Origin of the sequence: Micromonospora sp. DT227 (assembly GCF_049841835.1) — a bacterium.
Lineage (GTDB): Bacteria > Actinomycetota > Actinomycetes > Mycobacteriales > Micromonosporaceae > Micromonospora.
Genome location: NZ_JBNCLA010000004.1, coordinates 463827 through 485746 on the forward strand (window position 1 = coordinate 463827; position 21920 = coordinate 485746).

Here is a 21920-nt window from a genome sequence, read left to right on the forward strand (position 1 = left end):
CCGGGGCGGGCCGAGGTGACGCGGGTGCGGCTGTCCGTGGTGGTGCCCTGCTTCAACGAGGAGGCGTCGGTGGAGCGGCTGCACGGGACCGTGCGCGCCGCGCTGGCCGAACTGCCCGACGTGGACGTCGAGGTGGTGTACGTCGACGACGGCAGCACCGACGGCACCCTCGCGGCGCTGCGCCGGCTCGCCGCCGCCGACACCGACGTCCGCTACACGTCGCTGAGCCGCAACTTCGGCAAGGAGGCGGCGATGCTCGCCGGGCTGCGGCGGACCACCGGCGACGCGGTCGTGATCATGGACGCCGACCTGCAACACCCGCCGCGGCTGCTGCCCGAGATGCTGACGCTCTACCGGCAGGGCTTCGACCAGGTGATCGCCCGCCGGGACCGGCGTGGTGACCGCTTCGTCCGGACGCTCGCGTCCCGGTCGTTCTACCGGGCCATCAACTGGTGGATCGACGTCCGCCTGCTGGACGGCGCCGGCGACTTCCGGCTGCTGTCCCGGCTCGCGGTGAACGCGATCCTGACCATGCCGGAGTACAACCGGTTCTCCAAGGGCCTGTTCTCCTGGATCGGCTTCCGGACCGCGGTGGTGACCCACCGCAACGAGATCCGGCAGGCGGGGCGGAGCCGGTGGACGTTCGGCAAGCTCTTCAACTACGCGTTCGACGGCCTGCTGTCGTTCAACAACCGGCCGCTGCGACTCGCGATCTACGGCGGCCTGTTCCTCACCCTGATCGCGGTCGCGTACATGGCCTGGGTGGTCGCGGACGCCGTCGAGAAGGGCATCGACGTCCCCGGCTACACCACCATCATCGTCAGCGTGATCGGGCTCGGCGGCATCCAGATGATGCTTCTCGGGGTGATCGGGGAGTACATCGGCCGGATCTACTACGAGACCAAACGCCGACCGCACTACCTGGTGCAGGAGACCGAGCGCCCGGCCGGCCCGGACGAGCGTCCCGGGAGGTGACCGCGCAATTCGGTGGACCGGCCGCGCCGGCTCTGCCAGCCTGACGCGGAGACGGACCGAACCGACCGACGGGAGCACGACGATGCGAGGACTCGAAACCTTCCCGCCCATCCGGACGCGAGCTTTCGAGGACCCGTCGACCCATGCAGACCGTCAACCTCGGCATCGTCGCCCACGTCGACGCCGGTAAGACCAGCCTGACCGAACGCCTGCTGCACGCCACCGGCGCCATCGAACGGCTCGGCAGCGTCGACGCGGGCACCACCCGCACCGACAGCGGCGAGATCGAGCGTCGGCGGGGCATCACCATCCGCAGCGCCGTCGCCGCGTTCGACGTCCGCGACCGCCAGGTCAACCTGCTCGACACGCCCGGGCACAGCGACTTCGTGGCCGAGGTCGAACGCGCGCTCGGGGTGCTCGACGCGGCCGTCCTGGTGCTGTCCGCGGTCGAGGGCGTCCAGCCGCACAGCCGGCGGCTCATGCGGATCCTCCGGTCGCTGCGGCTGCCCACCCTGATCTTCGTCAACAAGATCGACCGGGTGGGCGCCCGCGTCGACGAGCTGGTCGCGGACGTGCGCCGACTGCTCACTCCGGCCGTCGCCCCGCTGGGCACGGTCCGCGCGCCCGGCACCCCCGGGGCCACGTTCCGGACCGACCAGCCACGGTACGACGCCAGCGCCGCCCACCGGCTCGCCGAGGTCCTCGCCGAACACGACGACGAGTTGCTGGCCGCCCTGGTCGACGACCTGCCGCCGGACCCGCACCGGATCGACCTGGCGCTCCGCGCGCAGACCGCGGCCGGGCAGGTCCACCCGCTGCTGTTCGGTTCGGCGCTGTCCGGGGTCGGCGTGCCGGAACTGCTGGACGCCGTCGCGACCCTGCTCCCGGCATCGCCGCCGGCCGAGCCCGAGCCACGGGCCCGCGTCTTCGCCCTGGAACGCGACCCGACCGGCGAGCGGGTGGCGTACCTGCGGTCGTACGGCGGACGGCTGCGCGCCCGGCAGCCGGTCACCGCGTACCGCCGGGAGCCGGACGGTCGGATCACCGCGACGCGCGCCCGGATCGTCCGGCTCGACGTGGTCGGCGCGACCACCGACCGCCCGCAGCCGGCCGCGCTGACCGCCGGGTCCATCGCGCGGGTCACCGGCCTGACCGGGGTACGCCTCGGCGACCAGCTCGGCAGCCCGGCCGGCCTCGACGGACGCGCGCACTTCCCGGCGCCGACGCTGGAGGCGGTGGTGCGTCCCCGCGACCCGGACCGGGCCTTGGCGCTGCACGCCGCACTGCTGGACCTCGCGGACGCCGACCCGTTCATCCGGACCCGGGTGGCCCCGGACGGCGGCACGAGCGTGCTGCTCTACGGCGAGGTGCAACGCGAGGTGCTGGCCGCGACACTGGCCGAGACGTACGGGATCGAGGTGGACTTCGGGCCGGGCCGGCTGATGCACGTCGAGCGACCGGTCGGCGCCGGCAGCGCCGTGGAGATCATCGGGCACGGCTTCTCCGGCACGGTCGGGTTCCGGGTCGAGCCCGGGTCCGGGGTGGACTACCGGCTGGCGGTCGAGCTCGGTTCGCTGCCGCTGTCGTTCCACCGGGCCATCGAGGAGGCCACCCGCGCCGCGCTCGACCAGGGACGCCACGGCTGGCCGGTGACCGACATCCGGGTCACGCTCACCCACAGCGGCTACTGGTCGCCGATCACCACCGCCGGGCACTTCCGGGACCTCGCGCCCCACGTCCTCATGCGGGCGCTCGCCGAGGCCGGCACCCGGGTCTTCGAGCCGTGCCGCCGGTTCGAGGCGGAGGTGCCGGCCGACCGGCTCGGCCCGGTCACGGCGTACCTGGGCCGGCTCGGCGCCCGGATCGACAGCGCCGACGAGATCGCGGCCGGCTGGCGGATCGGCGGCGTCCTGCCGACCCGGCTGGAACCGGAGGCACAGCGGCGGTTGCCGGACCTGTCCAGCGGCGAGGGGCTGTGGTCGTCGGCGCCCGGCGGGGACCGGCCGGTGGTCGGCGACCCGCCCGGCCGGCCCCGCACCGACGGCAACCCGTTCGACCGGGTGGAATACCTGCGCTTCCTCGCCCAGCGCCGGTGACCGGCCCGGCAGGCGCCGCCGTCCGCACCTCCTGAGTACGCCGACTCATGCCCGCCACATCGACCTCGGCCACGCTGGACCGCATGACGTCTGCCACCACCGCCACCGCCCGCCGGGGCGGACCGATCGTCGGACTGCTTGTCGTGCTCTGGGTCTGCGGGCTGATCGCGACGGCCACCTGGTGGATGGGCATCGGCCTGCGGCAGTGGTCGGTCAGCTACGGCGACGCCTCGGGTGAGGTCGCCGACCTGCGCCGCCGGGCGACGCTGGCCCTGCTGACCTTCGTCCTGGTGGCGGTCGCCGGGCCCGTTCTCGTCGCGCTGGTGGCGTACCACCTGCGACTGGTCCGTACCGCGATCGTCTTCCTGGTGCTTGCCGTCGGGCTCGCCGTGCCCGCCCTGCCGATCGCCGTGCACGCCGGCCGGGACCTCGACCCGGCGCCGGCCCCGACCGCGCCCGGCCCGCCGGGACACTGCATGGAGCACAGTGGCGGCGACACCCGCTGCCCGGGCGGCTGACCGAACCAACAGATCCAGGAATCTCGATCTATGGAAGTGGGTAGAGGCGGGGTCCCGGGCGGTGCGCCCGGGACCGATCGGAGGTTCGATGCGCAGACCCCGCACGCTCCTGCTGCCGGCCGCCACCATGGTGATCACCCTGGGCACCGGGCTGCTGCCCGCCCTGGCCCAGCCGGCCGTGGACCACACCCCCGCCGACGCCGTCGACGAGCGCACCTGCATCCGCACCATCGAGGGGGTGGACTGGTTCTTCGATCCGTGCGTCGTACCGGACGAGCCGTTGCCGCCCGACGTGCGGACCGGCATCGAGGAGGACCGCCAGGCCCGGTGCGGGCCGACCAGCGCCCCCTCGACGACGCCACCCGCGGTCGCCCTGACGGCGACGCCCTCGGCTTCCTCGACCGCGACCGTCGCCCCGACCAGCATCCCGACCTCCACCGGCAGCGCGGGCCCGGGTCCGAGCGGATCGGTCGACCCGTCCGCCTCGGCGGTGTCGCCGAGCCCGTGCCCGGTCACCCCGAGCCCCACCGTGCCGGCGTCCGGCCCGCCGTCGTCACCCGGCACGACCACGTCCGCCACGCCACCGACCACCGCCGCGCCATCCAGCAGCACCGTGCCGCCCAGCGCCACCGTGCCGCCCAGCGCCTCGGTCCCACCCAGCGCCACCGTGCCACCCAGCAGCAGCGCACCGCCCAGCACCGCGCCGCCCAGCAGCACCGTCCCACCCAGCGCCACCGTGCCGCCCTCGGGGAGTCCGTCACCGCCCGCCGGCGGGTGCGCGGCGACCGGCGGCACCGCGCCCACCGACAGCCGACTCACCGAAGCGGAGAAGGACCGGCTCTGCCCACCGAACCGGAATCCGGCCGCGCCCGCGGTGCTGGTCGCGACCGGCGACTCCGTCACCTCGGCGCACATCCAGGCGAAGCACCACCACGAACCCAAGAAGTGCGCCGTCAACCAGAACACCCAGGCGGACCAGCGCGGCCTGCCCGGCAACGACATGACGTCGAGCTACGCGGGCCGGTACGTGACCACGCTCAACCAGGACGTGGTGGAGTACTACAACTTCGCGCGCACCGGTATGGGCACCGGTGACATCCTCGGCGCGCCGGCGACCTATCGGGACGCCTGCGAGAACCTCTGGTCGCGCACGTCGCCGCCGATAGCGCTGGCCGAGGCGGCCGTGGCCAAGGCCAAACAGGACCGGCGCAAGGCGTACTTCGTCACCACCGGCGGGATCAACAACACCAACTGGACCCAGGTGGCCCAGGGCATCGCGATGTGCGGCATGGCCGAGCTGATGCGGACCGAGATGGTCAAGTACTTCATCCGGAACAACCTCCCGCTCAACGCGGTGATGCGCTGGTACGACACGACCGGCAAGCAGATCGGCCGGGACGACGTCATCAAGGGCGGGGCGTGCCAGGTGGTGCTCCAGGAGAACGTCAACGCCGGCAACGAGAAGGAGGTGACGGTCGACCGGCTCCGGTTCGTGGTGCCCGCCTTCGACGGACCGGCCAACTACGCGAAGATCACCGCGGACGCCAACGCGATCACGACCCGGATGGTCCGCGCCGGGGCGGACAAGGTCGTCTGGATGGGCTACTACGACATCACGCCGGCGAAGGTGGCGCTGGGTTCGTTCGCCCAGACGTACGTGCAGAACACGAAGTTGCCCGACCCGGTCAAGGGCGCGCTGCCGAACATCCCCGACGTCGAGGTGGACCTCGTGACGCAGCCGGCGTGGAAGACACAGGTCCAGACCTGGACGAAGGACGTCAACAACGCCATCCGGGCGAGCATCCTGCCCGCCGACCCGATCGTCCGTTTCCAGCCGGCCCCGGCCCTGACCTCCGACAAGATCCAGAAGAAGTTGATCGGTGGGTGCCCGCACCCCAACCTGCCCGGGCACGACGAGCTGGCCAAGGCACTGGACGCCGCGATCAAGGCGTAGGCCACGGATCCGGGCCGGTACGCGGTTCGCGTACCGGCCCGGGTACCGACTGGACACCGCACCGGCGGCCGGATCCCGCTCCTCGGGAGGGGAACTGTCGTACATCAGCGTGGGTCTATGGCCATCCGTGAGCGCGGCCCTAACCTCACCCCCGGGGTGGCCGGGGTGGGCCAGGGGGGAGGCCGGATGTCCGACCAGATGGAGCGTCGCGGTGCCCGGAGAACGACACCGGGCGTCACGCTCGACCGCTCCGCGCACCCGTTGGTCCGCCCCGCCGACGCGGCTCGGACCGTGCCGGAGCTGGCCGGCCTGCTGCGTCAACTGCGCCGCCGGGAGGCCCGGCAGCAGGGTGAGACGCCGCTGACCTACCGGCAGCTCGCCGCGAAGACCGGCTGGTCGCGAGGCGTGATCGGGGAGTACTTCGCGGGAAACATCCTGCCGCCGACGGAGCGGTTCGACACCCTGATCCGACTGCTCGGGGCCACCCTGGTGGAGCAGGGCGCCCTGGCCACCGCGCGGGACCGGGTGGAGGAGGCCCGACGGCAGCCCGGCCCGGACGGGACCCCCGCCGTCCGGCCCGGTGGCGGGCGGGTCCGTACCCGGGCGGCACGGCTGCCCGTACCGCGGCAGCTTCCGCCGGCCCTGCCCGGCTTCGTCGGCCGGCAGACGCAGTTGGCGCAACTGGACGACGTGGGTGACCGCGGCGGGCCGGCGACCGGCGACCCCGCCTCGACGATCGTGGTCCTGTCCGGTACCGCCGGGGTGGGCAAGACGACGCTGGCGGTGCACTGGGCACACCATGCCGCCGACCGGTTCCCGGACGGCCAGCTCTACGTGGACCTGCGGGGCTTCGACTCCACCGGGGCGGTGGTGACACCGGCGGACGCGGTACGCGGCTTCCTGGAGGCACTGGAGGTGCCACCGGAACTGCTGCCCCACCACCTGTCCGCGCAGGTCGGCCTCTACCGCAGCCTGCTCGCCGACCGTCGGATGCTGGTGCTGCTGGACAATGCCCGCGACGTCGAGCAGGTCCGGCTCCTGCTGCCGGGCAGCCCCGGCTGCCTGGTGGTGGTCACCAGTCGCAACCGGCTCGCCGGCCTGATCGCCGCCGAGGGCGCCCGGTCGATCGACGTCGGGCTGCTCAGCACCGGCGAGTCCTGGCAGTTGCTGGCCCGGCGTCTCGGCGCGGAACGGTTGGCGGTCGAGCCGCAGGTCGTGGACGAGATGGTCGAGCGGTGCGCGCGGCTGCCGCTGGCGCTGGCAGTGCTCGCCGCCCGGGGCGCGGCGCACCCCACCTTCCCCCTGGCCACGCTCGCCGCCGAGTTGCGCGAGACGGCACGGCTGCTGGACGCGTTCGACACCGGCGACGCCGGCACCGACGTGCAGGCGGTCTTCTCCTGGTCTTACCAGAGCCTGACCCCGCCGGCGGCGCGGCTGTTCCGGCTGGTCGGCTGCCATCCGGGCCCCGAGTTCGGGATCCCGGCAGTCGCCAGCCTGGCCGGCCTGCCCCGGGACCAGATGCCCCGGCTGCTGGGAGAGCTGGCCCATGCCCACCTGGTCACCGAGCACGCCCCCGGCCGGTTCGGCATGCACGACCTGCTGCGTGCGTACGCGGCCGAACTCACCGAGCGGCTCGACCCCGACGAACAGCGGCAGGCGGCGATCCGTCGGGGGCTCGACCACTACCTGCACTCCGCGCACGCCGCCGCGGTGCTGTTGCAGCCGGGCTGGGATCCGGTCGCACCGGCCGACGCGCTGCCCGGCGTGGTGCCCGAGGAGATCACCGGCCCGGGGTCGGCGCTGGCCTGGTTCACCGCCGAGCACCGGGTGCTCCTGGCGGCGGTGGCGCACGCCGGGCGCACCCGGTGCGACGGTCACGCCTGGCGGCTGGCCCGGACCCTGGTCGACTTCCTGCAACGCCAGGGCCGCTGGTCGGACCTGGCCGACGCCCAGCAAGCCGCCCTGACCGCCGCGCGGCGGACGGGCGAGCGCGCCGGCCAGGCCAACGCCCACCGCGACCTCGCCCGCGCCCTGGTCCGGCTGGACCGGAAGGAGGAGGCCGCCGGCCACTACCGTCACGCGTTGGCGCTCTTCGCGGAGCTGGGTGACCACAGCGGGCAGGCCCGCACCCACCGCGCGTTCGGCGCGATGCTGGACGGGATGGGCCGGTACGAGGAGTCACTGCACCAGGCGACGCGGGCGCTGGCGCTCTACGAGCACACCGGTCACCCGGCGGGGCAGGCCAGCGCCCGCAACGCGATGGGCTGGGCGTACGCCCGCCTCGGCCGGTACGCTGCCGCCCGCGGGCACTGCGAGCAGGCGCTGGCGCTGCTGCGCCGGACCGAAGACCGCCACGGTGAGGCGAACACCTGGGACAGCCTCGGCCTCATCCACGACCGGCTCGGCCACCACCGTCGGGCGGTCCGGTGCTACGGCCGGGCGCTGACGCTCTACCAGCGCATCGGTGACCGGTACGACGAGGCGGACACCCTGACCCGGCTCGGCGACTGCCGGCACTCCTCCGGTGACCGGGCCGGCGCGCTCCGCACCTGGCGCCGGGCCCTGGTCATCCTCGAAGGTCTCGGCCACTCGGACGTCGACCGGGTCCGCGAGCGGCTGGCCCGGGCGGCGCCGGGCGAGCCGGGGTGATCAGTCGCCCTGGTGGCGGCGGAGCATCTTCTCCGTCTCCGGGTCGTAGTGGAGTTCCCGCACCTCCTGCGGGCACCGGCAGGCGTCGGCGATCCGGGCCGCCCAGGCCAGCCCCTCCTCGCGGGTCTCCGCGTCGACGATCACGAACCCGCCGAGGAACCTCTGGGCGTCCGGGTCGGGGCCGTCGGTGACCGTCCCGTCCGCGGCCACGACGCTCGCCCGCTGGCGTTCGACGCCGATGCCGAACACGTACGCGCCGGCCTTCACGGCATCCTCCATCACCGCGTGCGAGGCCTTGTCCACGTCGGCCATCTCCTCGGTGGGGATGTGGTCCATCGCGCCGTCTTCGAACGAGATCAGGTACCGCTTCATGCCATGACTCCCTTGTCCCGGGCGACTCTCTCCGGTCACCCCTCACCTGTCTCTACCCAAACAGGACGATCAGATATCGACGCCCGTACCGGAAGATTCTCCATCAGGTCTCCCCTTCCCGCTCACCGACCGTGGTGCCAGCACCACCCGAACGTGGGTGTCGGCACCGCCGACCCGACGGCGGGAAAAGGGCTGGACCGGGCGACGCCCGGGCTAGTAACTTGCGGCTGACCGTGACTCGGCCCGAGGAGGTGAGACCCATGAACCGTATCGATGTGGGTGCTCCCCCTCCGGTCCCGGTCGGGCGATCGACGTAGGTGTCGCCGGGAGCGCCCGCGCCACCACGGCGCTTCCCGAAAGGCAACACCATGTTCGATGTGATCATCGCCGGCTGCGGGCCGGTCGGCGCGATACTGGCCGCCGAACTACGGCTGCACGACGTCCGGGTGCTCGTCCTCGACAAGGAGACCGAGCCCGCCTCGTTCGCCCGCATCGTCGGCCTGCACATCCGCAGCATCGAGCTGCTGGCCATGCGCGGGCTGCTGGCGCGCGTGCTGGAACGCGGGCGGCGGCGTCCGGTCCGCGGTTTCTTCGCCGCCATCGACAAGCCCGCGCCGGCGGGCCTGGACTCCGCGTACGCCTATCTGCTGGGAATCCCGCAGCCGGTCGTCGTCCGACTGTTCGAAGAGCACGCGGTCGCGCGGGGCGCGCAGGTCCGGCGGGGTTGTGCGGTGACCGGCCTCGCGCAGGACGACGACGGGGTGACCGTCGAGCTGGCCGACGGGCAACGGCTGCGCACGCGCTATCTCGTCGGCTGCGACGGCGGGCGCAGCACGGTACGCAAGCTGCTCGGCGTCGGCTTCCCCGGCGAGCCCGCGCGGAGCGAGACGCTGTTCGGCGAGATGGCCGTGGGCGTGCCGCCGGAGGAGGTCGCCGCCCGGGTGGCGGAGATCCGGGAGACCGACAAGCGGTTCCTCGTGGCACCCGTCGACGTCGGGATCTACCGCGTCATCGTGCCCGTCCCGGGCGTCAGCGACCGCGCGAGGCCGCCGACGCTGGAGGACTTCCGCCGCCAGCTCCGCATCGCCGCCGGCACCGACTTCGGGGTGCACTCACCGCGCTGGATGTCCCGCTTCGGGGACGCCACCCGGCTCGCCGAACGGTACCGCGTCGGTCGGGTGCTGCTGGCCGGCGACGCGGCCCACATCCATCCGCCGATCGGCGGGCAGGGCCTCAACCTCGGCCTCCAGGACGCGTTCAACCTCGGGTGGAAGGTGGCCGCACAGGTCCGGGGCTGGGCGCCGGACACCCTGCTCGACACCTACCAGGCCGAACGCCGCCCGGTCGCGGAGGACGTGCTGGACAACACGCGCGCCCAGATGGAACTGCTGTCCACCGAGGCGGGCCCGCGAGCGGTCCGCCGGCTGCTCACCGAACTGATGGACATCGACGAGGTGAACCGCCGCCTGGTCGAGAAGATCACCGCGATCGACGTCCGCTACGACCTCGGCGAAGGACCCGACCTGCTCGGCCGCCGCCTGCCCGACGTCGACGTGCGGCCGGGCCGCCTCTACGACCGGCTGCGCCACGGTCGTGGCCTGCTGCTGGACCGTACCGGCCGGCTGACCGTCGGCGGCTGGTCGGACCGGGTCGACCACCTCGGGGATCCCACCGCGGCACTGGACGTCCCGGGCGTGCTGCTCCGCCCGGACGGTCACGTCGCCTGGGTCGGCGACGACCAGCGGGACCTGGACGCGCACCTGTCCCGCTGGTTCGGTGAGCCACGCGCGCACGCCCCGAGCGGCATCCCGACGGAACACTCGTCGACCTGACGGTCGGCCGCTCCCGCGCCAGACCTGACCCGGGGACCGGACGTGACCGACGTCCGGTCCCCGGGCCGCCCGCGTACCGGCGAATGCGCTTGCCGGGCGGACGGCGAGCTGCCACGCTCCGGGCGTGATCGACAGACCCGGCGTCGACGAGCGGCGACTGGCGGCGGAGGTGGCCGCCGCCTGGGCGCTGGACGTCTCCGCTCTCGTGTTCCTGCCGGTCGGTCTCGACGGGCGGGCCTGGGCCTACCGGGTGGACACGGTCGACGGCGGGCGCTGGTTCCTGAAGCTCCGGCTCGGCGGGTTCACGCCGGCGGCCGTCCGGCTGCCCGGCTTTCTCCGGGCCCGGGGCATCCGGCAGGTGGTCGCGCCGATCGACCGGCCCGACGGCGACACCGGTCACCCGTTCGGGGACCACCAGGTGCTGCTCTACCCGTTCCACGACGGCGGGAGCCGGTGGGAGCGCGGCCTCACCGACAAGCAGTGGATCGAGTACGGCGAGTTCCTGGGCCACCTGCACACGATCACGCCGACCGCCGGGATCGCCGACCTCCTGCCGGCCGAGACCTACCGGTCGAGCGCCGGCGAACGGCTGCGGACGCTGGGCCGGCAGGCGGCGGCGAGCGCGGCCCTCGGCGCGTTCTGGCACCGGTACGGCGACGCGCTGCACCGGTTGTCGGCGACCGTCGACGAGCTGGCCGCCCTGATGACGCCGGCCCGGCACGTCATCTGCCACGCCGACATCCACCCCGGCAACCTGATCGCCGACGGCGACGGCCCGCTGCACGTCGTGGACTGGGACGCGCCGGTGCTCGCGCCGCGCGAGCGGGACCTGATGTTCGTCCTCAGCGGTGACTTCGGGGACCACCCGATCGACGCGCACCGCGCGGAGCTGTTCCGCCGGGGCTACGGGCCGTGGGAACCGGACCGGACCAGGCTGAGCTACTACCGCGCCGAACGGCACCTCGACGACGTCGCCGCGTTCCTCGCCGGCATTCTCGCCCCCGGGGCCGGCGCCGAGTCCCGCGCCAACGACCTGCACTGGCTCACCCGCATCGCCGAGACGGTCGCCGACCCCGGCTACGCGCCCTGATCCGCCCGGGACGGACCAGAACTCCCGGGACGGATCAGACGATCTTGAGGTTGGCCATCATGCCCATCGCGCTGTGGTCGACCATGTGGCAGTGGTAGGGGTAGACGCCCCGCCAGGTGTCGAACGTCGCCTGCAACCGCACGCTCTGCCCGGGCCAGACGATCACGGTGTCCTTCAGCCCGGACTCGGTGGGATCGGCCGGCGCGCCGTTGCGGTCGAGCACCCGGAACTGCACCAGGTGCATGTGGAAGTTGTGCGGCATGACCGCGTTGGCGTTGGTCACCGTCCACTCCTCGGTGCTGCCCCAGGCGATGGTGGTGTCGATCCGGGCCGGGTCGAAGACCTTCCCGTCGATGTACGCCTGGTGCCCACCGGAACCCGCCTCGTCCATCCGCAGCTCGATGCTGCGGCGCACGGTCGGCGTGGGCAGCGGCGGCAGCGTACGCAGCCGCTGCGGCACCGACGTGCGGTCCGGGCCCTTCGCCGGTACGACGTCGAAGCGCATCACCTGGCCCACCTGCTCGGCCGGGCCGGGCCCCATCAGGTTCTGCAGCACCACCGAGGTGCCCGGCTGGTAGCGGGCGAAGTCGACCACCACGTCGAGCCGCTCACCCGGGGAGAGCAGCACGTACGGCATGGTGACCGGCGCCTCCAGCAGGCCGCCGTCGGAGCCGATCACCGTGATGTCCCCGCCGTCGGCGAGCCGCAGCAGGTAGAACCGCAGGTTGCTGGCGTTGACCAGGCGCAGGCGGTAGCGGCGGGCCTGCACCTCGAAGCGCGGCCACGGCCGTCCGTTGACCAGCAGGGTGGTGCGGTTGTCGGCGTCGTCCATGGTCCAGACCAACTGGGCGTTGGCGTCCAGGTGCGCGTCGCGCAGCACCAGCGGGACGTCGAACCGGCCCCGGGGCAGCGGCAGCGCCGCCTCGGTGCGGTCGGTGAGCAGGTAGAGGCTGGACAGGCCCCGGTAGAGGTGCTCGGCCTCCATGTGGTGGGTGTGGTCGTGCATCCAGAGCGTGGCGTGCGGCTGCCGGTTCGGGTAGGTGTAGACCCGCTCGCCGCCCGGCGGAATCGAGGCGTCGCCCGAGCCGTCGTCCTCGGGGGCGGTGGCGCCGCCGTGCAGGTGCACCGCCGTGGGCATGGTCAGCCGGTTCCGCTGGCGGACCACCACCCGCCGACCCGAGGTGGCGTGGATCGTGGGGCCGGGCAGGTCGCCGTTGTAGGTGTACACCTCGGTGCGCGTGCCGGGCAGGATCTCCAGTCGCCGCCGGTGCATGGTGACCGAGTAGTAGTCGGTGGTGGCGGTCCGCAGCACCGGGCGCAGCGTCTGCGGCACCGTCAACGGCACGGTGAACGGCGTCACGGGCGTGGCCGTCGGCGCGGCGGTCCCGGCCGTGGCGGGAGCCGCGCCCCACTGCCCGGCCAGACCGGCCAGGCCACCGGTCGCCCCGACGATGCCCGACGCCGCGCCGAGGCGCAGCAGTTGACGACGAGTGGACAAGGCAGTTCCTTCCCCGAAGGTGCGCGAGAGGTTCCGGCAGCCGCGGTCGGCCGGTGGGCCGGGCGGTCGTCGCAGGCACGATGATCCCGGTGAATCCGTCGGGAGGAGACCCCTATCGACCGCACATCCGCAACCGGTCGCCCCCTTAGCGCGTAGCGGGCGAAGCCGTGCGGGGCACGGGCCTGACGCCGGGCGCTGGTCCGGACCGGGCAGTGGGGGTCGGTGACGACCCGTACGGCCTCCCGACGACCCCGCTCGACCAGGTCGTGGTCCTCGTCGGGCAACCTGAGCACCACCTGGGAGTTGTGGTCCGACCGCATCGAGGTGGGTGCGGCGGGGTAGGTACGACCGGTATGGCCGACACCGCGCTGCTGGACCTCGCCGCCGACTACCAGGTGCACGACGGATACGACGACGACCCGGTCCTGCTGCTGCCCGACGGCAGCCCGGTGGAGACCTGGCGCGACGGTTACCCGTACGACGAGCGTCTCGACCGGGAGGAGTACGACCACCAGAAGCGGTTGCTCCAGATCGAGCTGCTCAAGTTGCAGGACTGGGTCAAGGACACCGGCGAGCGGTTGGTGATCCTCTTCGAGGGCCGCGACGCCGCCGGCAAGGGCGGCACGATCAAGCGCTTCATGGAGCATCTCAATCCGCGCGGCGCGAGCGTGGTCGCGCTGGAGAAGCCGGACGAGCGTGAGGCCGGCCAGTGGTACTTCCAGCGTTGGCTGGCGCATCTGCCGGCGGCCGGTGAGATCGTGCTGTTCGACCGGTCCTGGTACAACCGGGCCGGCGTGGAGCGGGTGATGGGCTTCTGTTCCCGCAAGGAGTACCTGGAGTTCCTGCGGCAGGCCCCGGACCTGGAACGGATGCTGGTCCGCTCCGGCATCCGCCTGGTCAAGTTCTGGTTCTCGGTGTCCCGCAACGAGCAGCGCACCCGGTTCGTCATCCGCAAGGTCGATCCGGTGCGTCAGTGGAAGCTCTCGCCGATGGATCTCGCCTCACTCGACCGCTGGGACGACTACACCGAGGCCAAGGAGGCGATGTTCTTCTGGACCGACACCGCGGACGCTCCGTGGACGGTGGTGAAGAGCAACGACAAGAAGCGGGCCCGGCTGGAGGCGATGCGCCACGTGCTGCACCGCTTCGACTACGCCGGCAAGGACGAGGCCGTGGTCGGCACGCCGGATCCGCGCATCATCGGGCCGGCCGGGCTCGACCTGGACCCGGAGGACCAGCCGGTGCCGATCTTCCCCCGCCCCTGACCTGCGCGGACGCCGCGTCGGGCGGTCAACGCCAGTCGGGCGGCGCCTGCCCGTAGGCGGGCGGCAGGTGCGGCCAGTTCAGCGCGCGGCCGTCGAGACGACCCGGTGGGCTGATCGCGCTCCACCCGTTGCCCAGCGCGACCCGCCAGGCGTCGGCCCGGGCCGCCGAGTCGTCGCCCGGGCCCCGCCCGACCGGGGCGGTGCCCTGGTCGAGCAGCCACCGCGCCGTCCGGGCCAGGGACACCGAGACGTGGGTGGCGTCGCCGGTGCGGACGCGCCGCCCCAGCGCGGCCAGCGCACCGGCGGCGACCAGATAACCGGTGGCGTGGTCGAGCAGTTGGCAGGGCAGCGCGCCGGGCCGGACGCCGTCCGTGCTGGTGGCCCAGCCGATGCCGGTGGCGATCTGCACCAGGCTGTCGAACCCGCGCCGGGCGCCCCAGACGCCCGGCCGTGCCCCAGGCCGACAGCGTGACGACGACGGTGCCGGGATGCCGGTCGGCGACCTGGTCCGGGTCCAGCCCGAGCCGGCGCAGCGCCCCGGGCCGGTAGCCGGTCACGAGCACGTCGGCCCGGTCGAGCAGACGGTGCAGCGCGCGGCGGCCCTCCGCCGTGCGGGCGTCCAGGGTCGTGCTCGCCTTGCCGATCACCCCGTCGACGGCGTGCAGCGCCAGTTCCGGACGGCGTGGATCGTCGACCCGCAGCACGTCGGCGCCGAGCGCACCCAACATCCGGGTGCCGACCGGACCGGCGATGACCCGGGTCAGGTCGAGCACCCGCAACCCGGACGCCGGCAGCCGGCCCGGTGCGACCGGCGGCACCGGCAGCGGCGCACGGCTCAGCGGCGCCATGCCGACCAGCGGCGACGCCAGCGGGTCCGGGCCGTCCGCTTCCCAGCGGGACCGGGTACGAGCGGCCACGGCCAACCCGCCCGCGGCGTACACCGCACGCTCGATCTCCCCCGCCGGGCGGGCGGCGATCACGTCCGCCACCTTCGTCTGCACCTCGGCGTCCCGGCCGTCGTCGACACCGAGGGACGCCAGCAGCGCCGTCCGATGCCACGGGTAGTTCGCATGGGTGCGCACCCAACCGTCCGCCGCCCGCCACAGTCGGGACAGGGGCGCGAAGCCGTCGATCCCCCGCCCGTCCGCGTCGCGGAGCCAGACCTCGCTCCGCACCGCCGCCGCCACGTGGTCCGTGTCGAGGGCGACCTCAGGCCGCCGACCGGTGCGGGCGGACGCCAGATCGGCGGCGGCCGTGAGACAGGCGGCCACGGACGCGATCGCGCACTCGGCGACGGCAAGGGGTGACGCCAGCGCCGCCGGCTGCGGATCTCCGGCGAGCTGGGGCCCGGTGAGTCCCGCCAGCCCCAGGTCGGCCAGGACGCCGTCCACCAGAGTCATCATGCGGACATCCTCCCCGCCCTCGCCGAACCGTTCCAGGCCATCTCCCCCATGGTCCTCCCCGGGTCCTTGACCCTCGACCCGGTGAAGGGCCCACCCTGCACAGGTGACGCCCGGAGAAGGTGGCAGGCGAGGAGAGTGCCCGATGACCGACCTGGAGCGGCTCCGGCCGGTCCTACGCACGAGCTGGGGTGCGGACACGTGCGATCCGCACGACGTGCGGGACTGGCACCCGGGTAACCCGGCCCGTGGCCAGTGCGGGGTCACCGCCCTGGTCATCCAGGACCTTCTCGGCGGCGAACTCGTTCTCGGTGAGGTCTTCGTCGGGAGCGTCAAGGTCGGTCACCACTACTGGAACCGGCTGCCCGACGGCGACGACGTCGACCTCACCGCCGACCAGTTCCACCCGTGGGAAACCGTCGTCGGCGCCCGGGTGCAGCACCGTCCGCCGGGACCGCCTGGACGATGCCGGCAGCAGTACGAGTTGTTGCGAGGACGGGTGCTGTCCGGTCTTGACCGGGCGCGGCGGGAAGACGCCGGCGCGGCGTGACGAACCGGCCCGGTGACACTCCAGAACCACAGCCGCACGACCCACGGCGGGAACGCTCCCGGCGGGATCGGCCCACGATGACGGACGTCAAGTGGCGGAAGCGGTCGCTCCCCGCACCGGCCGGTCGATCCGGGCCGCCGAACGGCCGTGACCATCCCGCGCAGTGATGACCATCGCTGAGAACGGCTGCCAGAATGACCGGCGTGTCATTGCGCGGTCACTCTGCGACCATGGCCGATGTCACGGGGGAGGGCCGGGCGAACCGGTTCATGCTGGTCCTGCTGGCGCTGCATCGGATCACCTGCCTGGCTCCGGCGGTCGTCACCTGCGCCTACGGCGCGTACCGAAGCACCTGGGCCAACCTCGCCCTGCTGGTCGCGGCGACGGCATGGAACGTGGTGCTGTTCGGGGTGGCCCGGCGGCGGGGCTGGTTCCCGACGGCGCTGGTGCACCTGGACGTCCTGCTGGCCGGCACGGTGCTGGTGGCGGTCACCGCGAACCTGACGACCGACGTCGGGGCCCCGAACTGGGGCAACCTGCTGGTGCAGGCGAGCGGTTCGCTGGTGGGGGCGGCGCTGGCCCGGCCCTGGGCCGTCGCGGGCGACCTGCTGGTGCTGGTGCTCATCCAGTCGCTGGTGATCGTCGCCGTCGGCCCGGGCACGGGCCCCTCGGTACCGGCGCTCGTCCACGCGGTCAACGGCGTGGCCTGCTTCGCGCTGGTCGCCGGCTTCGCCGTGCGCTACCTGCGGCGTACCGGACGCAACCTGGACCGGACCAACGCGCAACGGTTGGCGGCCGAGGCCGACGCCGCCGCCGACCACGCCCGTTTCGTCACCCGGCTCGCCCACCACCGGACGCTGCACGACAGGGTGCTGACCACGCTGACGTTGATCGCCCGCGGCATGGCCGACCCGGGCCGGCCCGAGGTACGCCGGCGCTGCGCCCGCGACGCGGAGGTGGTCCGCGGGCTGCTCGGCGACGGCTCCGACGCGGAGTTCGGCACGCTCGGCGAGGCGCTGCGGGACGTGGTGAGCGAGGCGTCCCTGCTCGGCCTGCGGGTCCGGTACCAGGGGGCGACCGTGCCCGCGGACGTCCCGCCCCAGGTCGTGGCCGCGTTGCGCGCGGCGGCGCAGGAGGCGCTGAACAACGTGGTCAAGCACGCCGGCGTGGAGCACGCCTGGCTGACCGTGACCGTGGAGGGCCGACTGTTGCGGGTGACGATCGTCGACCGCGGGCGCGGCTTCCACCCGGAGGAGGCGCCCCCGGGTTTCGGCTTCCGACACTCGATCGTCGACCGGGTGGCCGAGGTGGGCGGTCGGGCCCGGGTCTCCAGTGAGCCGGGGGCCGGGACGTGCGTGGAGCTGACGTGGGCGGGCTGATCCGGCTGGCGGCCGTCGACGACGACCGGATGCTGCTGGAGGGCCTGGGCGCCTGGCTGGCGGGCATCGGCGACCTGCGGCTGGTCCGCACCGCGGCCACGGTGGAGGGCCTGCTGCGGACGTTGACCGAGCCGATCGACGTGGTCCTGCTGGATCTGGTGCTGCGCGACGGCAGCGACGCGGCGGAGAACGTGCGGCGGCTGGTGACGTCCGGCCGCCGGGTGCTGGTGCTCAGCGTCTGGGCCCGCCCCGACCAGGTGGTGGCGACGTTCGCCGCCGGGTGCAGCGGGTACGTGACGAAGGACCACGACCTGCGGGCGCTGGCCACCGCGGTCCGGGACGTGGCGGCGGGGCGGCCCGCGTTCTCGTCGGAACTGGCGTTCGCCTGCCTGGGCGACGCCCGTCCGACCCGTCCCCGGCTGTCCCCCCGCGAGCGCGGGGTGCTGCTCGCGTACGCCTCCGGCATGACCCTCACGGCCACCGCCCGGCACCTGGGCATCAAGCCGGAGACCGCCCGCACCTACCTGGACCGGGTCAAGGCCAAGTACCACGATCTCGGTCGGCCCAGCCGCACGAAGCTCGACCTCGCCGACCGGGTTCGTGAGGATCGCCTCCAGGCCGGTTGAGACGGCGCCGGCACCCCACGAACGTCCACCCGCCGTCCTCGCGAACGTCCGCTGTCCCCTGCCCGGGGGACAGCGGACGGGTCGGTCCGCCCCCCGAACATCCGGCATGACGAGATCGACACACGTCGCTAGCTTGAGATCGCACAGCGTCGCCGCACCGTCACCCGGGGGCTCGGGGGGACCGGTCCCGTCGGCGCTGACACTCCCCCACCGGTCGTCCGAGGAAAGGCCACCGCATGCCCCACCTGATCGGTATCGACGAGGCGGAACAGCTCGGCACGAAGCAGGTGCACCAGCTGTACCGCGACCATGTCAGTCGCAGCCAGGTCTCCCTGATGACGACGTTCGGCTTCGGCCGGGAACTGGTGGACCACGCCGAAGGGGTGTGGATCCACCTCCGGGACGGCCGCCGGGTGCTGGACTTCTCCGGCGGCGTCGGCGTGCTGAACCACGGGCACAACCATCCGCGGATCCTGGCCGCCCGCCGGCGCTTCGCCGAGGCCCGGCGGATGGAGGTGCACAAGGCGTTCTTCTCGCCGTACACGGCGGCGCTGAGTCACAACCTGGCCGCCCTGCTCCCCGGCGACCTCTCCGTCTCATACTTCCCGAACTCGGGCGCGGAGGCGAACGAGGGCGCGGTGAAGATGGCCTACAAGTACCACGGCGGACGGCGCAACACGGTGCTGCGCGCCGACATCAGCTTCCACGGCAAGACCCTCGGCGCGGGTAGTCTCACCGGCTCGTCGGAGAACGCGTTCCGCTTCCCCGGCCTGCCCGGCATCGTCGTCTACCCGTACGGCGACCTGGCCGCCGTCCGCGCGGCCGTCGACGCGGCACGCGCCCCGGACGGCGGCTGCGACGTGTACGCCCTCCTGGTCGAACCGTTCAGCGCCTCCACGATGCGCCGGTGGAGCGACGACGACCTGCTGGCCCTGCAACGGCTCTGCCGCGAGCGGGACATCATCATGATCTTCGACGAGGTCTACACCGGGTGGGGCAAGACCGGCAGCCTCTTCAACTTCATGCGGTGCGAGGGGCTGCTGCCGGACATCCTCACCTACTCCAAGTCGCTCGGCGGCGGCAAGGCCTCGATCGCCGGCTACACGGCCCGCGAGCCGGTGTTCCGCCGCGCCTACGACCGGCTGACCGACGTCATCCTGCACAGCACGACCTACTACGGCTTCGGCGAGGAGACCGCCACCGCCCTGGAGGCCGTCGCGGTGGTGGTCGACGACGACTACCCCGCCCGGGCCCGGATGCTGGCGGCCGTGCTGCAACCCGGCCTCGACCGGATCGCCAAGGCGTACCCCGAGGTGGTCGGCCGGGTCGACGGCGCCGGCGCGCTGTGGGGCGTCTTCCTCGGCGGTGGTCCCGGCCTGCTCGACCTGGCCGGCCGGCTGATGCCCGGCTTCACCCACGACCCGCAGTTCCGCACCAAGCTCATCACCCTGTCGGTGATCGCGCACCTGTTCCGCGAGCACGGGATCATGACCTACTACAGCCCCAACGCCGACAACCCACTGATGGTCGCGCCGAGCCTGGTGGCCAGTCCCGAGGACGTGGAACACTTCCTCACCGCCCTGGACGCGACGCTGTCCCGGGGGCTGCCCCGGCTGCTGACCGCCTTCGTCCGGGAGCGGGTGACGTCGCGATGGTGACCAGCGGCCACGTCGTGGTGACCGGGGCCAGCGGGATGCTCGGCTCGCACCTGGTCCGCCGGCTGCTCGCCGAGGGACACCGGGTGCACGGGGTGGACCTGCTGCCCGCCGCGCACACCCATCCGGAGCTGGCCCACAGCCAGGGCGACGTCCGCGACGCCGCGCTGCTGGCGCGGGTGTTCGCCGACGCGTCCGCCGTGGTGCACTGCGCCGCCGCGCTGCCCAGCTACCCGGCCGAGATGATCCGGTCGATCATCGTGGACGGCACGCACGCGGTGCTCGGCGCCGCCCGCCGGGTGCAGGTCCCCCGGGTCGTGCACATCTCCTCCACCGCCGTCTACGGCCTGCCCCGGCTGGTGCCCACACCCGAGGACCATCCGCGGGAGCCGGTCGACCCGTACACCCGGGCGAAGGTCGAGGCGGAACTACTCGTGGAACGGTTCCGCGCGGACGGGCTCTGCGTCCCGGTGCTGCGCCCCAAGACGTTCCTCGGGCCGGGCCGGATGGGCCTGTTCGCGATGCTCTTCGAATGGGCCGAGGAGGGCCGGAACTTCCCGGTGCTCGGTCGCGGCGACGTGCGGGTGCAGATGTTCGCCGTCGAGGACCTGGTCGACGCCGTGCTGACCGTGCTGGCCGCCCCGGAGGACGTCGCCGGGGACACGTACAACCTGGGCGCGGCCGAGTTCGGCACGCTGCGCGAGGACTTCCAGGCGGTGCTCGACGCCGCCGGGCACGGCCGGCGGGTGGTCGGGCTGCCGGCCGCGCCGACGCTCGCGGCGCTGCGGGCGTTGGAGCGCAGCGGCCTCTCCCCGGTGTACGGGCGGCTGCTGTACAAGCTGCGCGCGGACTCCTACGTGAGCATCGACAAGGCCCGCGACCGGCTCGGCTTCACGCCCCGCCTCGCCAACCGGGACGCGATCCTCGCCACCTACCGGTGGTGGCGGGCGAACCGGGGCGCGACCGCGACCGGGGCCGGCCGGACCAGCCGGGAACCCTGGCGACAGGGCGCCCTCTCCCTCGCGAAGATCTTCTTCTAGGGCGCCGGCCGATGCCTCTCCTCGACTCCGCTCCCGCCGCCGTGCCGGCCGTGGAGCCGCCCGCCACCCGCCGCCACCGACTGGTCGTCGACCTGGTCCGCCTGGTCCGACCCGGCCACTGGGTGAAGAGCCTGCTGGTCGTCCCGCTCCCCCTGTTGGACCCGCTGTCCTGGCACCTGGCCGGGCTGACCCGGCTGGGCTGGTCCGTCGTCGCGTTCGTGCTCGCCGCCTCGGCCGTGTACGTGGGCAACGACGTGGTCGACCGGCACCGGGACGGGCTCCACCCGGTGAAGCGGCACCGTCCGGTGGCGTCCGGCCGGGTGCCGGTGCCGCTGGCGTACGCCTGCGCCGTCGTGCTCCTGCTCGGCCTCGCGCTGCTGCTGGCCGCCGGCCCGGTCGGACCGGCCTGGCCGGTGCTGACCTACCTCGTGCTGAACGTCTGGTACAGCCGGGGCCTGAAACACGTTCCGCTGGTCGAGGCCGGGGTGGTCGCCACCGGGTTCGTGCTGCGCGCCGTGCAGGGCTACCTGGCCGTCGGCGCGGACGTGTCGGCCTGGCTGCTGGTCACCGTGTTCGCCGGCTGCCTGCTGCTGATCGTCGGCAAGCGCCGTCAGGAACTGCTGGACGCGGGGGTGGCCCACCGGCCCGCCCTGCGCGGCTGGTCGGTGGAGCTGGCCGGGCACCTGCTCCAGCTCAACGGGCTCCTGGCGGTCACCGCCGGGCTGGTCTGGCTGGGCACCGAAGCGCCGTTCGGCCGGTACGGGGACGCCGCGATGCTGCTGTCCACCCCGTTCGTCCTCTACCTGATGTCGCGGTACCTGCAACTGGCGCTGGTCCGGCGGGCCGGCGGCGACCCGGTCCGGCTGCTGTCGCGGGACCGGGCGGTGCTCGCCGCCGCCGTGCTCTGGGCGGCCTGCCTGGGCGCGCTCTACGCCGCCATCCGGTTCCCGGCGCTCGTCGCCGCCCTGTCCTGAACCCGCGCCCCGCCCTTCGCCCGCGCCCCGCCCTTCGCCCGCGCCCT

At 73.4% G+C, this 21920-nt stretch carries 16 protein-coding genes and 1 pseudogene; 14 read left to right on the top strand and 3 right to left on the bottom strand.

From position 1 onward, the window contains the following. Positions 1 to 15 precede the first annotated feature (15 nt). From ACLQ2W_RS17150 to ACLQ2W_RS17170, 5 genes are all read left to right on the top strand, one after another. Positions 16 to 975, top strand: a complete 960-nt coding sequence (locus ACLQ2W_RS17150) for a glycosyltransferase family 2 protein (RefSeq protein WP_425787286.1) — start codon at positions 16 to 18, stop codon at positions 973 to 975. A gap of 143 nt (positions 976 to 1118) precedes the next feature. After that, positions 1119 to 3071 carry a GTP-binding protein gene (locus ACLQ2W_RS17155; RefSeq protein WP_425787287.1) on the top strand — a complete coding sequence of 651 codons (1953 nt, stop codon included), beginning with the start codon at positions 1119 to 1121 and terminating at the stop codon, positions 3069 to 3071. An 83-nt stretch (positions 3072 to 3154) separates the two neighbouring features. After that, complete coding sequence (locus ACLQ2W_RS17160; RefSeq protein ID WP_425787288.1) at positions 3155 to 3589, top strand: hypothetical protein; 435 nt, start codon at positions 3155 to 3157, stop codon at positions 3587 to 3589. Between the two features lie 88 nt (positions 3590 to 3677). Beyond that, positions 3678 to 5543, top strand: coding sequence for a hypothetical protein (locus tag ACLQ2W_RS17165; RefSeq protein WP_425787289.1), 1866 nt, complete (start codon positions 3678 to 3680; stop codon positions 5541 to 5543). A gap of 186 nt (positions 5544 to 5729) precedes the next feature. Further along, on the top strand, positions 5730 to 8192 hold the full coding sequence (locus tag ACLQ2W_RS17170) for an ATP-binding protein (protein ID WP_425787290.1): 2463 nt from the start codon (positions 5730 to 5732) through the stop codon (positions 8190 to 8192). On the opposite strand, the gene ACLQ2W_RS17175 is transcribed toward ACLQ2W_RS17170, so the two are convergent. Next, positions 8193 to 8564 carry a YciI family protein gene (locus ACLQ2W_RS17175; RefSeq protein ID WP_425787291.1) on the bottom strand — a complete coding sequence of 124 codons (372 nt, stop codon included), beginning with the start codon at positions 8562 to 8564 and terminating at the stop codon, positions 8193 to 8195. 368 nt (positions 8565 to 8932) lie between these two features. Between ACLQ2W_RS17175 and rox the strand changes: the two genes are divergently transcribed. After that, positions 8933 to 10396, top strand: coding sequence for a rifampin monooxygenase (gene rox, locus ACLQ2W_RS17180; RefSeq protein ID WP_425787292.1), 1464 nt, complete (start codon positions 8933 to 8935; stop codon positions 10394 to 10396). Between the two features lie 124 nt (positions 10397 to 10520). Continuing rightward, positions 10521 to 11486 carry a phosphotransferase enzyme family protein gene (locus ACLQ2W_RS17185; protein WP_425787293.1) on the top strand — a complete coding sequence of 322 codons (966 nt, stop codon included), beginning with the start codon at positions 10521 to 10523 and terminating at the stop codon, positions 11484 to 11486. Between the two features lie 34 nt (positions 11487 to 11520). Here the strand turns inward: ACLQ2W_RS17185 and ACLQ2W_RS17190 are convergent, their stop codons facing one another. Then, positions 11521 to 12984, bottom strand: a complete 1464-nt coding sequence (locus ACLQ2W_RS17190) for a multicopper oxidase family protein (RefSeq protein ID WP_425787294.1) — start codon at positions 12982 to 12984, stop codon at positions 11521 to 11523. Positions 12985 to 13337: 353 nt separating this feature from the next. Between ACLQ2W_RS17190 and ppk2 the strand changes: the two genes are divergently transcribed. Beyond that, positions 13338 to 14249: a polyphosphate kinase 2 gene (ppk2, locus tag ACLQ2W_RS17195; RefSeq protein WP_425787295.1), complete on the top strand. Its 912-nt coding sequence runs from the start codon at positions 13338 to 13340 to the stop codon at positions 14247 to 14249. 25 nt (positions 14250 to 14274) lie between these two features. Here ppk2 and ACLQ2W_RS17200 read toward each other — a convergent pair. After that, positions 14275 to 15652 (bottom strand): annotated as a pseudogene (locus ACLQ2W_RS17200) (CoA transferase). Positions 15653 to 15794: 142 nt separating this feature from the next. Here ACLQ2W_RS17200 and ACLQ2W_RS17205 point away from each other — a divergent pair. From ACLQ2W_RS17205 to ACLQ2W_RS17230, 6 genes are all read left to right on the top strand, one after another. Continuing rightward, entirely contained in the window at positions 15795 to 16199 is a 405-nt protein-coding gene (locus tag ACLQ2W_RS17205; RefSeq protein ID WP_425787296.1) for a YunG family protein, read from the top strand. A 230-nt stretch (positions 16200 to 16429) separates the two neighbouring features. Further along, the gene (locus tag ACLQ2W_RS17210) at positions 16430 to 17578 is read left to right on the top strand and encodes a sensor histidine kinase (protein ID WP_425787297.1); all 1149 of its coding nucleotides are present in this window, start codon (positions 16430 to 16432) and stop codon (positions 17576 to 17578) included. Further along, positions 17566 to 18204: a response regulator gene (locus ACLQ2W_RS17215; RefSeq protein ID WP_425787298.1), complete on the top strand. Its 639-nt coding sequence runs from the start codon at positions 17566 to 17568 to the stop codon at positions 18202 to 18204. The genes ACLQ2W_RS17210 and ACLQ2W_RS17215 overlap by 13 nt, the downstream gene beginning before the upstream one ends. Positions 18205 to 18539: 335 nt before the next feature. Beyond that, positions 18540 to 19862 carry an aspartate aminotransferase family protein gene (locus tag ACLQ2W_RS17220; RefSeq protein WP_425787436.1) on the top strand — a complete coding sequence of 441 codons (1323 nt, stop codon included), beginning with the start codon at positions 18540 to 18542 and terminating at the stop codon, positions 19860 to 19862. Continuing rightward, positions 19856 to 20899 (top strand): NAD-dependent epimerase/dehydratase family protein, encoded by a 1044-nt coding sequence (locus tag ACLQ2W_RS17225; protein WP_405093286.1) that lies wholly within the window; start codon positions 19856 to 19858, stop codon positions 20897 to 20899. Before ACLQ2W_RS17220 ends, ACLQ2W_RS17225 begins: the two co-directional genes overlap by 7 nt. Positions 20900 to 20910: 11 nt before the next feature. Continuing rightward, on the top strand, positions 20911 to 21873 hold the full coding sequence (locus tag ACLQ2W_RS17230) for a UbiA prenyltransferase family protein (protein ID WP_405093285.1): 963 nt from the start codon (positions 20911 to 20913) through the stop codon (positions 21871 to 21873). Positions 21874 to 21920 lie beyond the last annotated feature (47 nt).